Raw genomic sequence first — 15,235 nt, forward strand, 5'->3', positions numbered from 1 at the left:
CCCCATGCGCAAGACCCTGCTCGTTGCCGCCCTGTTCGCATTCGCCGGTTCGGCCTTCGCGGCGCCGGTGACCTACAAGCTCGACCCCGGCCACACCAACGTGCTGGCCAGCTGGAACCATTTCGGCTTCTCCAACCCGAGCGCCAACTTCGGCCAGGCCGATGGCACGCTGGTGTACGACGCCGCCGACGTGTCCAAGTCCAGCGTGCAGGTCACGCTGCCGCTGACCGGCCTGAGCGCGCTGGCCGACCAGTTCTACGACCACCTCACCGGCGACAAGTGGTTCGACGCCGCCAAGTACCCGGCCGCGACCTTCAAGAGCACCAAGGTGGAAGCCGCGGGCGAAGGCAAGCTGAAGGTCACCGGCGACCTGACCATCAAGGGCATCACCAAGCCGGTGGTGCTGGACGTCACCCTGAACAAGGCCGGCGAGCACCCGATGAAGAAGGTGCCGGCGATCGGCTTCGATGCCACCGCCACCGTGAAGCGCAGCGATTTCGGCGTGGGCGCGTACGCCCCGATGGTCAGCGACGAGGTCGCGCTGAAGATCACCACCGAAGCCACGGCCGACGCGAAGAAGTAATCCGCTGCGATCCGGCGCTCCTCCCCCCGCCGGATCTCGCCAGCAAGGACTCGCCGCCCCGCTTGCGCCGGGCGGCGTTTTTCTTGGTGGGAGGCCCGTTCCTTGGGCACCCCGGCGCCGGCTGGTAGACTGGTCGCCTCGTTCGACGACTGCCCGCACCGCCATGAGCCAGACCGCCACCGCGCCCGCCAATGCCGAGAAGCGCTACACCGTGTCGCGCGCCGACCTGCCGCTGAGCTGTCCGCTGCCGTCGATGGCGTTGTGGAACTCGCACCCGCGGGTGTACCTGGCCATCGAGGACGCGGCGGGCGGGGAAGTGCAGTGCCCGTACTGCGGTTCGCACTTCGTCCTGGCCGACTGACCGGCTGATGCGGGCCCCGCGCGCGGCCCATCGCCCATGCGCCGCCTGACCGTCGTCCAGCTGCTGCCGGCGCTGGAATCCGGCGGTGTCGAACGCTCCACGCTTGAGATCGCCGATGCGCTGGTGCGTGCCGGGCATCGTGCCGTGGTCGTGTCCGCAGGTGGCCGGCTGGAGCCCGCGCTGCGCGCCACGGGCGCGGAGCACGTCACCCTCGACATCGGCCGGAAATCGCTGCTGACGTTGCGCCATGCCGGTGCGTTGCGGCAGCTGTTCGCCGATGTCGGCGCCGATATCGTGCACGCGCGTTCGCGCCTGCCGGCCTGGATCGGCCTGTGGGCGGTGCGTAGCATGCCGCCGGCATCGCGGCCTCGCTTCGTCACCACCATGCACGGGTTGAATTCGCCGGGCCGCTACAGCGCGGTGATGACCTACGGCGAACGCGTGATCTGCGTGTCGGACACCGTGCGCCGCTACCTGCTTCAGCATTACCTGCGTACGGATCCCGGCAAGCTGGTGGTGATTCCGCGCGGCATCGATCCGGCGCAATTCCCGCGTGCCGCACACCCGGACGTAGGCGCACGCGCCTGGGCAGCGGCGCAGCACCCCGCGCTGGAGGGCGACGGCCCGATGTTGTTGTTGCCGGGACGCGGCACGCGCCTGAAGGGGCATCGCGAGGCGCTCGCGCTGCTCGGCAACCTGCGCAACCGGGGCGTGGATGCGCGCCTGTGGATGCCGGGCACGCGTGAGCGCGGGCGTGAGCAGTACGTGGCCGATCTTGAAGCGGAAGCGCAGCGGGGCCGGTTCGCCGATGCGCTCGCGATTACGCCTCCGACGACGGAGATCGCCCGTGCCTACGCCGCCAGTGACCTGGTGCTGCAGCTGTCGCGCAAGCCCGAAGCCTTCGGCCGCACGGTGATCGAGGCGCTCTCGGTGGGACGTCCGGTCGTCGGCTGGGCGCATGGCGGCGTCGGCGAACTGCTGGCCGAACTGCAGCCGCGCGGCGCCGTGCCGGCATTCGACGAAGGCGCGCTGCTCGACACGGTGCAGGACGTTCTCGCCCATCCGCCTTCGCCATTGGCTACGATGGCGGCCTACACCCTGCGCGCGATGCAGGACGCCACGCTCGCCCTCTACCACGACCTCGCCGATGACCGCCGACTCGCCATCGATCCCTGATACGCCGCATCCACGCGACGCGCACGGCTGGCGCTGGGCGCCGGCGTGGGTGCTCACGTTCGTGGCGTTGTGGCCCGCGCCCGGCTATGCCGAGGCGGTGATGGTGCTGGGCGCGTTGGCGGCGGTCGTCCGCCTGCTGCTCGGCCGCTTCCGCGGAGGCACGCGCCTGTTGAGCGGTGGCGCATGGGCGCTGACGAGCGCGCTGTTCGCCGCGTACTGGCTGCCGCAGGCGATCTCGGCGATCGATGCGGTCGACACGCCACGCGCGCTGCGCGAGGCGGCGGTGGATCTGCGCTACCTGCCATTCCTGTGGCTGGTGGCGGCATCGGTGGCGAACGCTTCCGCCAGGCGCACGACCTTCAACGGGCTTGCGGTCATCGTGGCGATCTGGACGCTGGATGCGATAGCGCAGGTGGTCTTCGGCAGCAGTCCGCTGTTCTGGGGGCTCGACCAGCTGAAGCAGCTCATCAGCGGACGGCCGATGTGCACGCTGGAGCAGGTGGCGGGAATCGACCGGCTCAGCGGCTTCCTTGGCCCATGCAATCGCAAGCTCGGCGTGGTGATGGCCAGCCTGTCGCCGTTCCTGCTGTTCGCCGCCGCGAAGCGCCTGGAGACGCTGGGCTGGCTGCTCGCCGCGGGTGCGATCGGCATCGTCGTCCTGCTCGCAGGCGCACGGGCCGCATGGATCACGTACGCGCTGGTGCTGGTGGCCTCCGGCTGGCGACTGCTCGGGCTGCGCCGTATGCTGGGCGTGATGGCGGCCGGCCTGCTGGTGTTGACCCTGCTTTCGGTGTCGTCCGTGCAGGTACGCGACCGCATCATGCTGACGACCCAGGCCCTGGCCGCCGATGAGTCGGGCGTGGATACGGCCCTGTCGGGGCGTGCGCAGATCTGGTCTGCCGCAGTCTGCATGGTGGTCCATCATCCGATCAATGGCGTCGGTGCCCGTGGCTTCCGCGAGGCCTATCCCGCCTGCACCACGGATACCGGCCAGCGTCCGGAGTGGGGCCAGGGCCCGGCATTCCACGCCCACCAGATCGTGCTCGAGGTGCTCAGCGAAACCGGCGTCATCGGTCTATTGCTGTGGCTGGCCGGCACGGCGCTGGCGTGGCGCGCATGGCGCTATGCCACGCCCCAGGCCAAGGATCGCGCGCGGCCGGCGATGCTGGCGCTGGCGGTGACGGTGTTCCCGTTGAACACGCATCTGGCCTTCTATTCGACGTTCTGGGGCGGCCTTACCCTGATGCTGGCGGCGCTGTACGCGGGCAGCCTGCTGGCGCGCGATGACGAGTGAGCGCGCGTCGGGTGTGCGCTGCTGGTTCGTAGCGCCGGCCAACCTGGTGGCAGCGTGCATCGCGCGCCTGCCGCAGTCCTGGCTGCTGGCCCTGGGGAATGCTGCGACCTCGTTGCTGTGGCCGCTGCTCGCCAAACGTCGTCGCCATGCGGCGATCAATCTGGCGCTCTGTTTTCCGGAACTGGACGAGCACGCGCGTGCACGCTTGCTCCTCGGTACCGTGCGCGCGACCGTGACCGCCGCGTTCGAACTCGTCCGTGGCTGGTACGCACCCTCGCGCGTACTGCGCGGGCTGGCCGACGTGCAGGGGTTGGAACACGTGCGCGCCGCGCGCGCGCAGGATCGCGGCATTCTGCTGTTCGGCGGACACATCCCGAATTCCGAGCTGTGCGCGCGCCTGCTCGGTGACGCACTGGGCGAGCGCGTGAACATCGTCGCGCGACGCAACAACGATCCCTGCATCGAGCGCTTGATGGACGGTGCGCGTCGTCGCGTGTTCGCCGACGTCATCGGCAAGAAGGACGTGCGCGGCCTGCTGCGCACGCTGTCGCGCGGCGGCATCGTGGCGTACTCGGCCGATCAGGACTTCAACTACCAGAACGCGTTCGTGCCGTTCTTCGGCGTGGCGGCCGCGACGCTGACCGCCACGCCCGACCTCGCACGTCGCGGCAATGCGGTGGTGCTGCCGTTCTGGTTCCACCGCGATGCAGATGGGCGCTACCAGCTGCGCGTCGAGCCGACGTGGAGCGGATGGCCGAGCGGTGATCCCGTGAAGGACGCGGCGCGCTACATGTCCGAACTGGAGGCCGTGGTCCGCCAGCATCCCGAGCAGTACCTGTGGGTGCACCGCCGTTTCAAGACGCGGCCTCCGGGCGAGCCGGACCTTTACCGGTAGAGTTCACCGCGTCCGTCGGGTTGCCGCTTGAAGCGCCGATGGATCCACAGATACTGCGTGGGCGCTTGCCTCACCATCGCCTCGATCGCGGCGATCACGCGCGCGGTATCGCCGGTGGCATCGGACGAGGGGAAGTCCTCGAACGCAGGCGACAGTTTGAGCGTATATCCACCATCTTCGCGACGCACGTGCGCAAAGGCGATCACCGCCGCACCGGACAGTCGCGCCAACTGGTGCGTCGACGTCAGGCTGTAGGCGGGGTGGCCGAAAAACGGTACGAACACGCTGTCGCCGCGACGCGTGTCCTGGTCGGGCGCGAACCACAGCAGGCCGCCCTGCTTGAGGTGTTTCAACGCGGGACGCAGTTCCTCACGGGTGAACATCGCGCTGGCGTAACGCAGTCGGCCACGCTTGACCGCCCACTCCATCGCGCCCTGGTTGTGCGGGCGGTACATGCCCGCCAGGGGTGCGTAATCGCACATGAGGCGTGCCGAGATCTCCAGCGTGGTGAAGTGGCCCGACACCACGATCACGCCGCGTCCACCCGCGCGCGCAGCGGCCAGGTGCTCCAGTCCCTCCACCTGCAGTCCCTTCCGCATCGGGTCGACGCTGCCCCACCAGGCGCGCGCGAACTCGAACAGTCCGATGCCGAGCTCACCGAAGCTGGCGCGCGCCAGGGCGTCCTGGCGTTGCGCATCCAGTTCCGGAAAGCACAGGGCGATGTTGCGTCGGGCCACGTGCCGGCGGTCGCGCAGCACGCGGTACAGCAGCGCGCCCACGGCGCGGCCGATCGGGCGCTGCAGGACCCACGGCACGCGTGCTGCCAGCCAGGCCAGTCCGATGCCCAGCCAGGACGGCCACTGCCGCGGGCCCATCGGTGGACGCTCGCCGGCGTCGGAGGATCGCTTGGATTCGGCCATGGCCCATTGTAACGGCGGCCCCGGGTATCCTTGTCGCCCATGTCGAACCGTACCGCCGAACGCCTGCTGCGCGCCCTGTACTCGGTGGTGCTGTACGTGCTGACGCCGGTCACCCTCTACCACCTGATCTGGCGCGGCTTCCGCTATCCGGAGTATTTCCAGCGCTGGAACGAGCGCTACGGCAACTACGATGTCCCGGGGGGCACGGTCGACGTGTGGCTGCATGCGGTGTCGGTGGGTGAGGTCAACGCCGCCGCACCAGTGGTCGATGCGCTGCTGAAACGGCATCGCGGCCTGCGCCTGCTCATCACCACCATCACGCCGACCGGATCGCAGCGCGTGCAGACGCTGTGGGGCGAGCGCGTGCTGCACGTGTATTCCCCCTACGACCTGCCGGGCGCCGTGTCGCGCTTCCTGCGGCATTTTCCGCCGCGCCTGGCGCTGATCATGGAAACCGAACTCTGGCCCAGCCTGCTGTTCGGTTGCCATGATCGCAAGGTGCCGCTGTACATCCTCAACGCGCGGCTGTCCGCGCGCTCGCTGCGTGGCTACAGCGTGCTGCGGCCGCTGATCGCGCGCACGCTGCGAACGGTGCGCAAGGTAGCAGCGCAGTCCGGCGATGACGCTGCGCGTTTCGTGCAGTTGGGTGCACTGCCGGGACAGGTGCGCGACGTCGGCAATCTCAAGTTCGACATCCCCGTGCCGGCCAACGTGGGCGAGGTGGTCGACGGCTTCCGGCAGCATCTGTCGAGCGGCCGACCGGTCTGGATCGCCGCCAGCACGCATGAGGACGAGGAGGCCCCCGTCCTCGCCATCCACGCGCGTCTGCGCCAGCGCTGGCCGGACCTGCTGCTGCTGTGGGCACCGCGGCATCCGGAACGCTTTCCGCGCGTGGCGGAGGCGGCGAGCGAGGCCGGCTGGAAGGTCGGCACGCGGCGCGAGGATCGCTGGCCGTCCGCCGGCGATGACGTCTTCGTGCTGGACACGCTGGGCGAGCTGATGGCGTTCTACGCGTGCGCCGACGTGGCCTTCATCGGCGGCAGCCTGCAGGCCATCGGGGGCCACAACATGCTGGAGCCTGCGGCGGTGGGAACACCGGCCGTTACCGGGCCGCACCTGCACAACTTCAGCGAGATTTCGCGCCGGCTCAAGGAGGCCGATGCGCTGGTGATCGTGCCCGACGCAGCGGGCGTGGCGGAGGCGATCGACGCCCTGCTCGCCGACGACGCCCGCCGACGCGGCATGGCGGAACGGGGACGGGCGCTGGTCGAGCACGGACGCGGCGCGCTGGCGCGTACGCTGGTGATGATCGCGCCACACTTGCCGGCGCCCGTGGCATGAGCACGGGCGCGCCACGCGCGCTGGCCGGCGTGCGCGTGCTGGATCTGACCCGCGTGCTCGCCGGACCCTGGTGCACGCAGACGCTGGCCGACCTGGGTGCCGAGGTCATCAAGATCGAGCGCCCGGGCAGCGGCGACGATACGCGTGGCTGGGGGCCGCCGTTCCTGCGCGATGCGGAAGGAAACGAGACGGCGGAATCCGCGTACTACCTGTGCGCGAACCGCAACAAGCGTTCGCTGACGGTCGACATCGCCACCGGGGAGGGACAGGCCGTCATTCGTCGGCTCGCGCTGCAGAGCGACGTGCTCGTGGAGAACTTCAAGGTCGACGACATGGCACGCTACGGCCTGGATGCCGAAACGCTGCGCGCGTCCAACCCACGACTGGTCTACTGCTCGATCACCGGTTTCGGCCAGGAAGGGCCGTATGCCCGGCGTGCCGGTTACGACTTCGCCGTGCAGGGACTTGGCGGCCTGATGAGCGTCACCGGTGCGGCCGATGGCGAACCGCAGAAGGTCGGCGTCGCCGTCGCGGACCTGTTCACCGGCATGTACGCGACCGTTGCGATCCTCGCCGCGCTCCGTCACCGCGATGCGACCGGCGAGGGGCAGGTGGTCGACATGGCCCTGCTGGATGCGCAGGTCGCGATGCTCGCCAACCTGGGCAGCCACTACCTGATCGGTGGCGAGGTGTCGCCGCGACAGGGCAATGCGCATGCCAACATCGTGCCGTACCAGGTCTTTGCCGTTGCCGACGGCCACCTCATCGTGGCGGTCGGCAACGACCGGCAGTTCGCGCGCTTGTGCGACGTACTGGAGGTTCCCACGTTGGCTGGCGACGTGCGTTTCGCGACAAACGCGGGACGCGTGCGCCATCGCGATGTGCTGGTGCCGATGCTGCAGTCGGCCTTCCGCGCGCGCGACCGGCACGCATGGCTGGCTTTGCTGGAGGCGGCTGGCATTCCATGCGGACCGGTCAACGACATCGCCGACGTGTTCGCCGATCCGCAGGTCCGGGCGCGCGGCATGGTCGTCGAGGCTCCGCACCCGTTGGCCGGCGTCGTGGCGCTGGTCGACAGTCCGATGAAGCTGTCCGCTACGCCGGTCGATCTGCGGCATGCGCCGCCGCTGCTCGGACAGCATACCGACGAGGTGTTGCTCGAGGCAGGCTACGACGATGCGGAGATCGTCGCGCTGCGTGCGCGAGGCGCGATCTGAGGGGCGGGTGCAGGAGCGACGCGAGTCGCGACCGCGGGGCTTCCACTTGCTTCGACGTATCCGGGTTACCGAAACGTGCGGTCGCGACTCGCGTCGCTCCTGCAGGGAATCCCGGGTCCTGGAACGACAACGGCGGGCCGAAGCCCGCCGTTGTGATCGCGAAGAACGCGAGGTGTTACTGCGAAACGGGCTGCGACGAGAGGCGCGCCTCGGCGTCGGCGGTCAGCAGGCGGTTGACGTCCTGCACATCGGTGCCGTCCAGCGTGCCGGCCGCCTGTTCCAGCAGCAGTCGGTTCTGCAGGAAGTTGTAGCGCGCGCGCGCGTATTCGACCTGCGCTTGGAACAGCGTGCGCTGGTTCTGCAGCACGTCCAGCACGGTGCGGGTACCGACTTCCAGGCCGACCTGCGAGGCATCCAGCGCGCTCTGCGCGGACACGACGGCCAGGCGACGCGCTTCCACTTCGGTCACGCCGGCGACCAGTGCCTGGTAGGCATTGCTGGTGTTGCGCACCAGCGCGCGACGGGTCTGCTCCAGGCCATCGGTGGCGCGATCGCGCTGGGCCAGTGCCTGGCGCACGCCAGACTGGGTGGCGCCGCCGGAGAAGATCGGCACGGTCAGCGTCACGCCCCAGTTGTAGCCCTCGCCATCACGCGACAGCGTGCCGGGCACGCTGTCCCAGTCGGTGCCGTTGGAATAGCCGCCGCGGAAATTCAGCGTGGGATAGTGGCCTGCACGCGCGCTGGCCACGCCATGCTGCGCCGATTCCAGCACATATTCGGCCGACTTCAGGTTCGGATTCTGCTCCAGCGCACGGTCCACCCACGACTGCGCGTTCTGTTCCACCGGCAGTTCCGGGCGGAAATCGTCCGGCAGGCCCTTCAGGCCGCTGATCGGCTGGCCGGTGATCTCGGCCAGGGCGCGGTAGCTGTCGTCCAGCGCGTTGCGGGCCAGGATGGTGTTGGCGCGCGCGCTGTCGTACTGGGCGCGGGCTTCATGCACGTCGGTGATGGGAGCCAGGCCCACGTCCAGTCGCTTCTGCGCGTAGTCGAACTGCTTCTTCGACGCGGCCTCGTTGGTTTCGGCGGCGGCCAGCGATTCGATGCCGATGAGCACGTTGAAATAGGCGGCCGACGTGCGGGTGATCAGTTCGTTGTTCGCCGAGGCCAGATCGAAATCAGCGGCGCGGCTGATGGCGCGCTGGCCGCGCAGGTTGGCGATGCGGCTCCAGTCGAAGATCGTCTGGTTGACCTGGGCGCCGTAGGTGCGGCTCTTGCCGTCGCCGGTCGGATCGCCCGGACGGCTGCTGTGGGTCAGTTCGTATCCTGCGCTGCCGGTGATCTGCGGCAGCAGCGCCGCTCGCGCCTGCACCGCGCCTTCCTTGTCGATCAGGCGCGTCGATTCCGCGATCGACAGGGTCGGGTCGCCGGTGCGCGCCAGTTCATAGGTCTGCATCAGGTCGGCGGCGTTGGCCGCAGACGGCAGGGCCAGGGCGAGCGCGAGTACGAGGGGGCGACGGCTCATGCGGGTTCCTTTTTGTATTTCTTCAGAAGACGAACTGGGGCGCCGGTGCGGCGCCGACCAGATAGGGGAGGTCGGTTTCGAACAACGACTCGACGCGTGCACCGTTGACATCGGCGACGTGCAGCACGGCTTCCATCACCGGCGATGCTCCGCGCACGACGAACAGGCGACCGCCCGGACGCAGCCATTGCAGGAAACGTGCGGGCACGGTGGCGACGGCCCCGGTCACGCAGATGACGTCGAAGCGGCGGTCCGTTTCCCACGAAAGCGCGTCGACGGTGTCGATGCGCACGTTGCTGCCCAGGCCGGCGGCATCGAGGCGCGCGCGCGCGGCGTCGGCGAGTTCGGGCTGGATCTCCAGGCTGACCACTTCGCGTGCCAGGTGCGCCAGGCAGGCGGTCAGGTAGCCGCTGCCGGTGCCGATCTCCAGCACATCCTCGTCCGCCTGCGGCTTGAGCGCCTGCAAGGTGCGGCCTTCGATGACGGGCTTGGCCATCGACTGGCCATGGCCGAGCGGCAGTTCCAGGTCCGCATAGGCGAGCGCGCGGTGCGATTCGGCAACGAAGGCCTCGCGCGGCAGCGTGGCCAGCGTTTCCAGCACGCGCGCATCCAGCACGTCCCAGGGACGTACCTGCTGCTCGACCATGTTTTCGCGGGCCTGGGTGTAGTTGATCGTCATGGGGGTGGTCATCCGACGCGGAGGGCTGGGCCGGGCATTTTACCGGGCTGGCTCGGTCCGCGCTGGGCAAGGATCGGGGCACCCGCGGCGGCAGGCGCAGTGCCGGAAGTCACCGCAACCTCCGTCGCCCGGGGCTGCGCTTCAGTTTCAGCGGCGGCCATACGCCCTCAGGAACATGTCCACCGTGGCATCGACGTGCTGGCGGGCGTCGACCGGGCCGGGCCGGCTGCACAGGCCGCAGGTCATGCGCGCGTGCACCTCGCCCTTGATCAGGGTGAAGAACTGCACGGACGCCGTCGCCACGTCGGGGATATCCAGCTCGCCCTTGGCCACCAGCGCCTGCAGCATGGCGGCGAAGGCATCGTGCGTGCGTTGCGGGCCAGCTTCCCAGAAGGTCCGTTTGAGCTTGTCGTCGATGTTGCCCGGGACCATCATCATGCGATGCGTGCTGATGGCCTCCTCGCTGGTGACCAGCGCGAAGAACGCCTGCGCGATGGCCTTCAACTGGTCGCGCAGGCTGCCCTTGAGCTCGATCTCGAACAGCGCGTCCGGCAGCATTTCCTCGCACTTGGCCTGCACGGCCGCGGCGAACAGGGCGTCCTTGTCGCCGAAGTGGCTGTACACCGTCAGCTTGGACACGCCGGCCTCGGCGGCAATCTGGTCCATGCTGACGCCGTTGAAACCCTCGCGCGCGAACAACTGCTTGGCGGCTTCGAGGATGGCGGCGCGCTTGCCCAGGTCCTTGGGGCGGCCGGGACCGCTGGAGGCGGGCTTGGCGGGCGGCTTGGGACGGCTGGCGGAGGGGCGTGGGCTGACCATGGCTTAATACTAGACTACTCGGTTCGATATTTATACTATACCGCCAAGTCCACTAATTGAAGCCTCAACGGAGCAGTCATGCGCCAGACGCGCTGGAACGGAGTGTTCGCAATCGTGCTGGTCGGCCTGGCCGCCTGCAGTGCGGAGCAGCCGGCGGAAACGCCGCAGCCGGCACTCGTCGTGCAGCCCGGTGGTGGCGCCGACGCTGCGCTGTCGGCGTATGCTGGCGAAGTGCGCGCCCAGGAGGAAAGCCCGCTGTCGTTCCGCGTCGGCGGCAATCTCGTCCGCCGCAACGTCGATGCCGGTGCCCGCGTGCAGAAGGGCGAAGTGCTCGCGGTGCTGGATCCCGGTGACTTCGCACTGCAGGCCCAAGCGGCGCAGGCGCAACTGGCTGCGGCCGAGGCGGACCTGGTCCGCGCCCGCGGCGATCGCGACCGTTACGCGAAGCTCGTCGGCGACAAATTGATCAGCCAGTCCGCGTACGACGCGCAGGTCGCGGCCTACAAGGCGGCCGAGGGGCAGGCGCGCGCGGCGCGCGCGCAGATGGACGTGATGCGCAACCAGGAAGGCTATTCGCAGTTGCGCGCACCGCGCGACGGCGTCATCGCCAGCCGTCAGGCCGAAGCCGGGCAGGTGGTGGCCGCGGGCCAGACCGTCTTCACGCTCGCCGCCGATGGCGGTCGCGAGGTGGCCATCGGGCTGCCGGAAAACCGCATCCGCGACTTCAGCGTCGGCCAGCCGGTGGTGATCGAACTGTGGAATGCGCCTGGCCAGCGCCTGCCGGGTGCCATCCGCGAGATCGCGCCTGCGGCCGATGCGCAGACGCGCACCTACGCCGCGCGCGTCAGCCTGGTGGGCGAGGCGCAGCAGCAGGTGGAACTGGGCCAGAGCGCCCGCGTCTACGTGCAGGAGAACGGCAGCAAGGCGTCGTTGAAGTTGCCGCTGTCGGCGATCCAGCGCGGCGACGACGGCAAGACGACCGTCTGGGTCGTCGATCCTGCGAGCGGCAAGGTGCGTGCGCAGGCCGTGCAGCTCGGCCCCTATGGCGAAGCGTCCGTACCGGTGCAGAGCGGCGTGAAGGCCGGCGACTGGGTGGTGGCGGCAGGCGGCCACCTGTTGCGCGAAGGCCAAGTGGTCGCGCCGGTGGACCGCAACAACCGGCCCCTGAAGCCGACCGCCGCCGGCGGTACCTCCAACGTCGCCTCGCGCTCGGAGTAACCGCATGCGCCGCTTCAACCTTTCCGAGTGGGCGCTGACCAACCGCAGCCTCGTGCTGTTCATGATGATCCTGCTGGGCATCATCGGCGCGTGGTCGTACAAGCATCTGGGCCAGTCCGAGGACCCTCCCTTCACCTTCAAGGCGATGGTGGTGCGCACGGTGTGGCCGGGCGCGACCGCCGAAGAAGTCTCGCAGCAGGTCACCGAGCGCATCGAGAAGGCGCTGATGACGACGGGCGAGTACGAATTCATCCGCTCGTACTCGCGTCCTGGCGAGTCGCAGGTGATCTTCATGGCGCGCGACTCCATGAAGTCCAAGGACGTGCCCGAGTTGTGGTACCAGGTGCGCAAGAAGGTCGGCGACGTGCGCGCCACGCTGCCCAGTGGTGTGATCGGCCCGTTCTTCAACGACGAATTCGGCGACACCTTCGGCAACATCTATGCGTTGACCGGCGAAGGGTTCGACTACGCGGTGATGAAGGACTACGCCGACCGCATCCAGCTGGAGCTGCAGCGGGTGGACGATGTCGGCAAGGTCGAACTGGTCGGCCTGCAGGACGAGAAGATCTGGGTCGAGCTCTCCAACACCAAGCTGGCCACGCTGGGCATTCCGCTGAGCGCGGTGCAGCAGGCGCTGGAAGAACAGAACGCGATGACGCCGGCGGGCTTCTTCGAGACGCCCAGCGATCGCGTGCAGTTGCGCGTCAGCGGCGAGTTCGGCTCGGTCGACGAGATCCGCGAGTTCCCGATCCGCGCCGGCGACCGCACCGTCAAGCTGGGCGACATCGCCGAGATCAAGCGCGGCTTCGCCGATCCGGCGGCGCCGCGGATGCGCTTCATGGGCCAGCCCGGCATCGGCATCGCGGTCGCGATGAAGGACGGCGGCGACATCCTCAAGCTGGGCGGGACGCTGGAAAGCGAGTTCAAGCGCCTGCAAAAGACGCTGCCGCTGGGCATGGAGCTGCGCAAGGTGTCCGACCAGCCGGCAGCGGTCGAGGACTCGGTGGGCGAGTTCGTGCGGGTGCTCGCCGAAGCCGTGGTCATCGTGCTGCTGGTGAGCTTCTTCTCGCTGGGCATGCGCACCGGCCTGGTGGTAGCGGTGTCGATCCCGCTGGTGCTGGCGATGACGTTCGCAGTGATGCACTACTTCGGCATCGGCCTGCACAAGATCTCGCTGGGCGCGCTGGTGCTGGCGCTGGGTCTGCTGGTCGACGACGCGATCATCGCGGTGGAGATGATGGCCATCAAGATGGAGCAGGGCTTCGACCGGCTGAAGGCGGCGAGCTTCGCCTACGAGTCGACGGCGTTCCCGATGCTCACCGGCACGCTGGTCACCGCGGCCGGCTTCCTGCCGATCGCGACCGCCGCCTCCAGTACCGGCGAATACACGCGCTCGCTGTTCCAGGTGGTGACCATCGCGCTGGTGGTGTCGTGGGTCGCGGCGGTGCTGTTCATCCCCTACCTGGGCGACAAGATGCTGCCGGACCTGGGCAACCCGCAGCCGCCGAAGCCGGGTTCGCTCGCCGCGCGCTGGCATGGGTTCCGTGCAGGACTCGCCGATCGCTGGCCGCAGTACGCCGGCATGCTGGCGCCCAAGGCGCATGACGCCCACGACCACAACCCCTATCACACGCCGTTCTACCAGCGCTTCCGTGGCTGGCTGGCCTTCTGCCTGCGCCATCGTTGGCTGGTGATCGGCGTGACGGTGGCGGCGTTCGTCGCGTCGATCGCGCTGTTTCGCTTCGTGCCGCAGCAGTTCTTCCCGGACTCGGTGCGTCCCGAACTGATGGTCGACCTGGAACTGGCCGAAGGCAGCTCGCTGAAGTCGACCGATGCGCAGGCGAAGAAGCTGGAGGCCCTGCTGGCCAAGCGCGAGGGCGTGCAGAACTACGTGGCCTATGTCGGTACCGGCTCTCCGCGCTTCTATCTGCCGCTTGACCAGCAGTTGCCGCAGGCGAACTTCTCGCAGTTCGTGGTACTGACGAACGACATCGAAGCGCGCGAAGCCACGCGCCGCTGGCTGATCGACGAGGTCGCGCCACAGTTCCCCGAACTGCAGTTCCGCGTGACCCGGCTGGAGAACGGCCCGCCGGTCGGCTATCCGATCCAGTTCCGCGTCTCGGGCGAGCACGTCGACCGCGTGCAGGCGATCGCGCGGCAGATGGCCGAGAAGGTGCGCGCCAACCCGCACGTCACCAACGTCAACCTGGACTGGAGCGAGCCGAGCAAGATCGTGCGGTTGCAGATCGACCAGGATCGGGCGCGCGCGCTCGGCGTCAGCACCGCGCAGGTGTCGCACTTCCTGTCCGGTTCGCTGTCGGGCCTGAGCGTCAGCACCTACCGCGAAGGCAACGAGCTGGTCGAGATCCTGCTGCGCGGACCGGAAGAGGAACGCACGCGGCTCGACCTGCTGGGCAGCCTGGCAGTGCCGACCAGCCATGGCGGCAGCGTGCCGCTGTCGCAGATCGCCAACCTGGAATACGCCTTCGAGGACGGCATCATCTGGCACCGCGACCGCCTGCCGACCGTCACCGTGCGCGCCGACCTCAACAGCGACGCGGTGACCGCACCGACGGTGGTGGCGCAGATCTCGCCGACGCTGGACGGGATCCGCGCCACGCTGCCACAGGGCTACCTGCTGGAGACCGGTGGCACGGTCGAGGATTCGGGGCGCGGACAGAAGTCCATCGCCGCCGGCATGCCGTTGTTCCTGCTCGCGGTGACCACGCTGCTGATGCTGCAATTGCGCAGCTTCTCCAGGATGGCGCTGGTGCTGCTGACCGCGCCGCTGGGCCTGATCGGCGTGACGCTCGCGCTGCTGGTGTTCCGTGTTCCGTTCGGTTTCGTCGCGATGCTCGGCACCATCGCGCTGGCAGGCATGATCATGCGCAACTCGGTGATCCTGGTGGACCAGATCGATCAGGACATCCTCGCAGGCCACGACCGCTGGCACGCGATCATCGATGCGACCGTGCGGCGCTTCCGTCCCATCGTGCTGACGGCACTGGCAGCGGTGCTGGCGATGATCCCGCTCTCGCGCAGCGCCTTCTTCGGCCCGATGGCGGTGGCCATCATGGGTGGCCTGACGGTCGCGACCGCGCTGACGCTGTTCTTCCTGCCGGCGCTGTACGCGGCATGGTTCAAGGTCAGGCCCGAAGAGCGCACCGCGTCATAGTTCATCGTGCGGCAGGGGGTTCAAGAACCCCCCCT

Annotated in this window: 13 protein-coding genes; 9 read left to right on the forward strand and 4 right to left on the reverse strand. The window is 68.7% G+C overall.

Going from position 1 to position 15,235, the window contains the following annotated elements; genetic code table 11:
* Positions 1–4 precede the first annotated feature (4 nt).
* The 5 genes from ACSQ1W_RS00540 to ACSQ1W_RS00560 all read left to right on the forward strand — a co-directional run bounded on the left by ACSQ1W_RS00540 (position 5) and on the right by ACSQ1W_RS00560 (position 4,309).
* Complete coding sequence (locus ACSQ1W_RS00540; protein ID WP_436041248.1) at positions 5–583, forward strand: YceI family protein; 579 nt, start codon at positions 5–7, stop codon at positions 581–583.
* 163 nt (positions 584–746) lie between these two features.
* Positions 747–944 (forward strand): zinc-finger domain-containing protein, encoded by a 198-nt coding sequence (locus tag ACSQ1W_RS00545; protein WP_062357310.1) that lies wholly within the window; start codon positions 747–749, stop codon positions 942–944.
* 36 nt (positions 945–980) lie between these two features.
* Positions 981–2,120 (forward strand): glycosyltransferase, encoded by a 1,140-nt coding sequence (locus ACSQ1W_RS00550; RefSeq protein ID WP_436041249.1) that lies wholly within the window; start codon positions 981–983, stop codon positions 2,118–2,120.
* Positions 2,092–3,414 carry an O-antigen ligase family protein gene (locus tag ACSQ1W_RS00555; protein ID WP_436041250.1) on the forward strand — a complete coding sequence of 441 codons (1,323 nt, stop codon included), beginning with the start codon at positions 2,092–2,094 and terminating at the stop codon, positions 3,412–3,414. The genes ACSQ1W_RS00550 and ACSQ1W_RS00555 overlap by 29 nt, the downstream gene beginning before the upstream one ends.
* Positions 3,404–4,309 carry a lysophospholipid acyltransferase family protein gene (locus ACSQ1W_RS00560; RefSeq protein ID WP_436041251.1) on the forward strand — a complete coding sequence of 302 codons (906 nt, stop codon included), beginning with the start codon at positions 3,404–3,406 and terminating at the stop codon, positions 4,307–4,309. The genes ACSQ1W_RS00555 and ACSQ1W_RS00560 overlap by 11 nt, the downstream gene beginning before the upstream one ends.
* On the opposite strand, the gene lpxL is transcribed toward ACSQ1W_RS00560, so the two are convergent.
* The gene (gene lpxL, locus ACSQ1W_RS00565; RefSeq protein WP_436041252.1) at positions 4,300–5,229 is read right to left on the reverse strand and encodes an LpxL/LpxP family Kdo(2)-lipid IV(A) lauroyl/palmitoleoyl acyltransferase; all 930 of its coding nucleotides are present in this window, start codon (positions 5,227–5,229) and stop codon (positions 4,300–4,302) included. The two genes, ACSQ1W_RS00560 and lpxL, sit on opposite strands and share 10 nt — an antisense overlap.
* 39 nt (positions 5,230–5,268) lie before the next feature.
* On the opposite strand from lpxL, the gene waaA reads away from it, so the two are divergent.
* Together waaA and ACSQ1W_RS00575 are read left to right on the forward strand one after the other, a co-directional pair.
* Positions 5,269–6,570, forward strand: coding sequence for a lipid IV(A) 3-deoxy-D-manno-octulosonic acid transferase (gene waaA, locus ACSQ1W_RS00570; RefSeq protein ID WP_436041253.1), 1,302 nt, complete (start codon positions 5,269–5,271; stop codon positions 6,568–6,570).
* The gene (locus tag ACSQ1W_RS00575) at positions 6,567–7,787 is read left to right on the forward strand and encodes a CaiB/BaiF CoA transferase family protein (protein ID WP_436041254.1); all 1,221 of its coding nucleotides are present in this window, start codon (positions 6,567–6,569) and stop codon (positions 7,785–7,787) included. The genes waaA and ACSQ1W_RS00575 overlap by 4 nt, the downstream gene beginning before the upstream one ends.
* A gap of 175 nt (positions 7,788–7,962) precedes the next feature.
* Here the strand turns inward: ACSQ1W_RS00575 and ACSQ1W_RS00580 are convergent, their stop codons facing one another.
* From ACSQ1W_RS00580 to ACSQ1W_RS00590, 3 genes are all read right to left on the reverse strand, one after another.
* A complete protein-coding gene (locus tag ACSQ1W_RS00580) occupies positions 7,963–9,309 on the reverse strand; it encodes a TolC family outer membrane protein (protein WP_192270827.1) in 1,347 nt (448 codons plus the stop codon).
* Between the two features lie 22 nt (positions 9,310–9,331).
* The gene (locus tag ACSQ1W_RS00585; protein WP_436041255.1) at positions 9,332–9,988 is read right to left on the reverse strand and encodes a protein-L-isoaspartate O-methyltransferase family protein; all 657 of its coding nucleotides are present in this window, start codon (positions 9,986–9,988) and stop codon (positions 9,332–9,334) included.
* 147 nt (positions 9,989–10,135) lie between these two features.
* Positions 10,136–10,807 carry a TetR/AcrR family transcriptional regulator gene (locus ACSQ1W_RS00590; protein ID WP_436041256.1) on the reverse strand — a complete coding sequence of 224 codons (672 nt, stop codon included), beginning with the start codon at positions 10,805–10,807 and terminating at the stop codon, positions 10,136–10,138.
* 78 nt (positions 10,808–10,885) lie between these two features.
* On the opposite strand from ACSQ1W_RS00590, the gene ACSQ1W_RS00595 reads away from it, so the two are divergent.
* Both ACSQ1W_RS00595 and ACSQ1W_RS00600 read left to right on the forward strand, forming a co-directional pair.
* Positions 10,886–12,025, forward strand: a complete 1,140-nt coding sequence (locus tag ACSQ1W_RS00595; RefSeq protein ID WP_436041257.1) for an efflux RND transporter periplasmic adaptor subunit — start codon at positions 10,886–10,888, stop codon at positions 12,023–12,025.
* A gap of 4 nt (positions 12,026–12,029) precedes the next feature.
* Positions 12,030–15,200: an efflux RND transporter permease subunit gene (locus tag ACSQ1W_RS00600; protein WP_436041258.1), complete on the forward strand. Its 3,171-nt coding sequence runs from the start codon at positions 12,030–12,032 to the stop codon at positions 15,198–15,200.
* The last annotated feature ends 35 nt before the right edge of the window (positions 15,201–15,235 follow it).

It is taken from the genome of Pseudoxanthomonas sp. LjRoot143 (assembly GCF_964252945.1).
In the GTDB taxonomy this organism is placed as follows: Bacteria; Pseudomonadota; Gammaproteobacteria; order Xanthomonadales; family Xanthomonadaceae; genus Pseudoxanthomonas_A.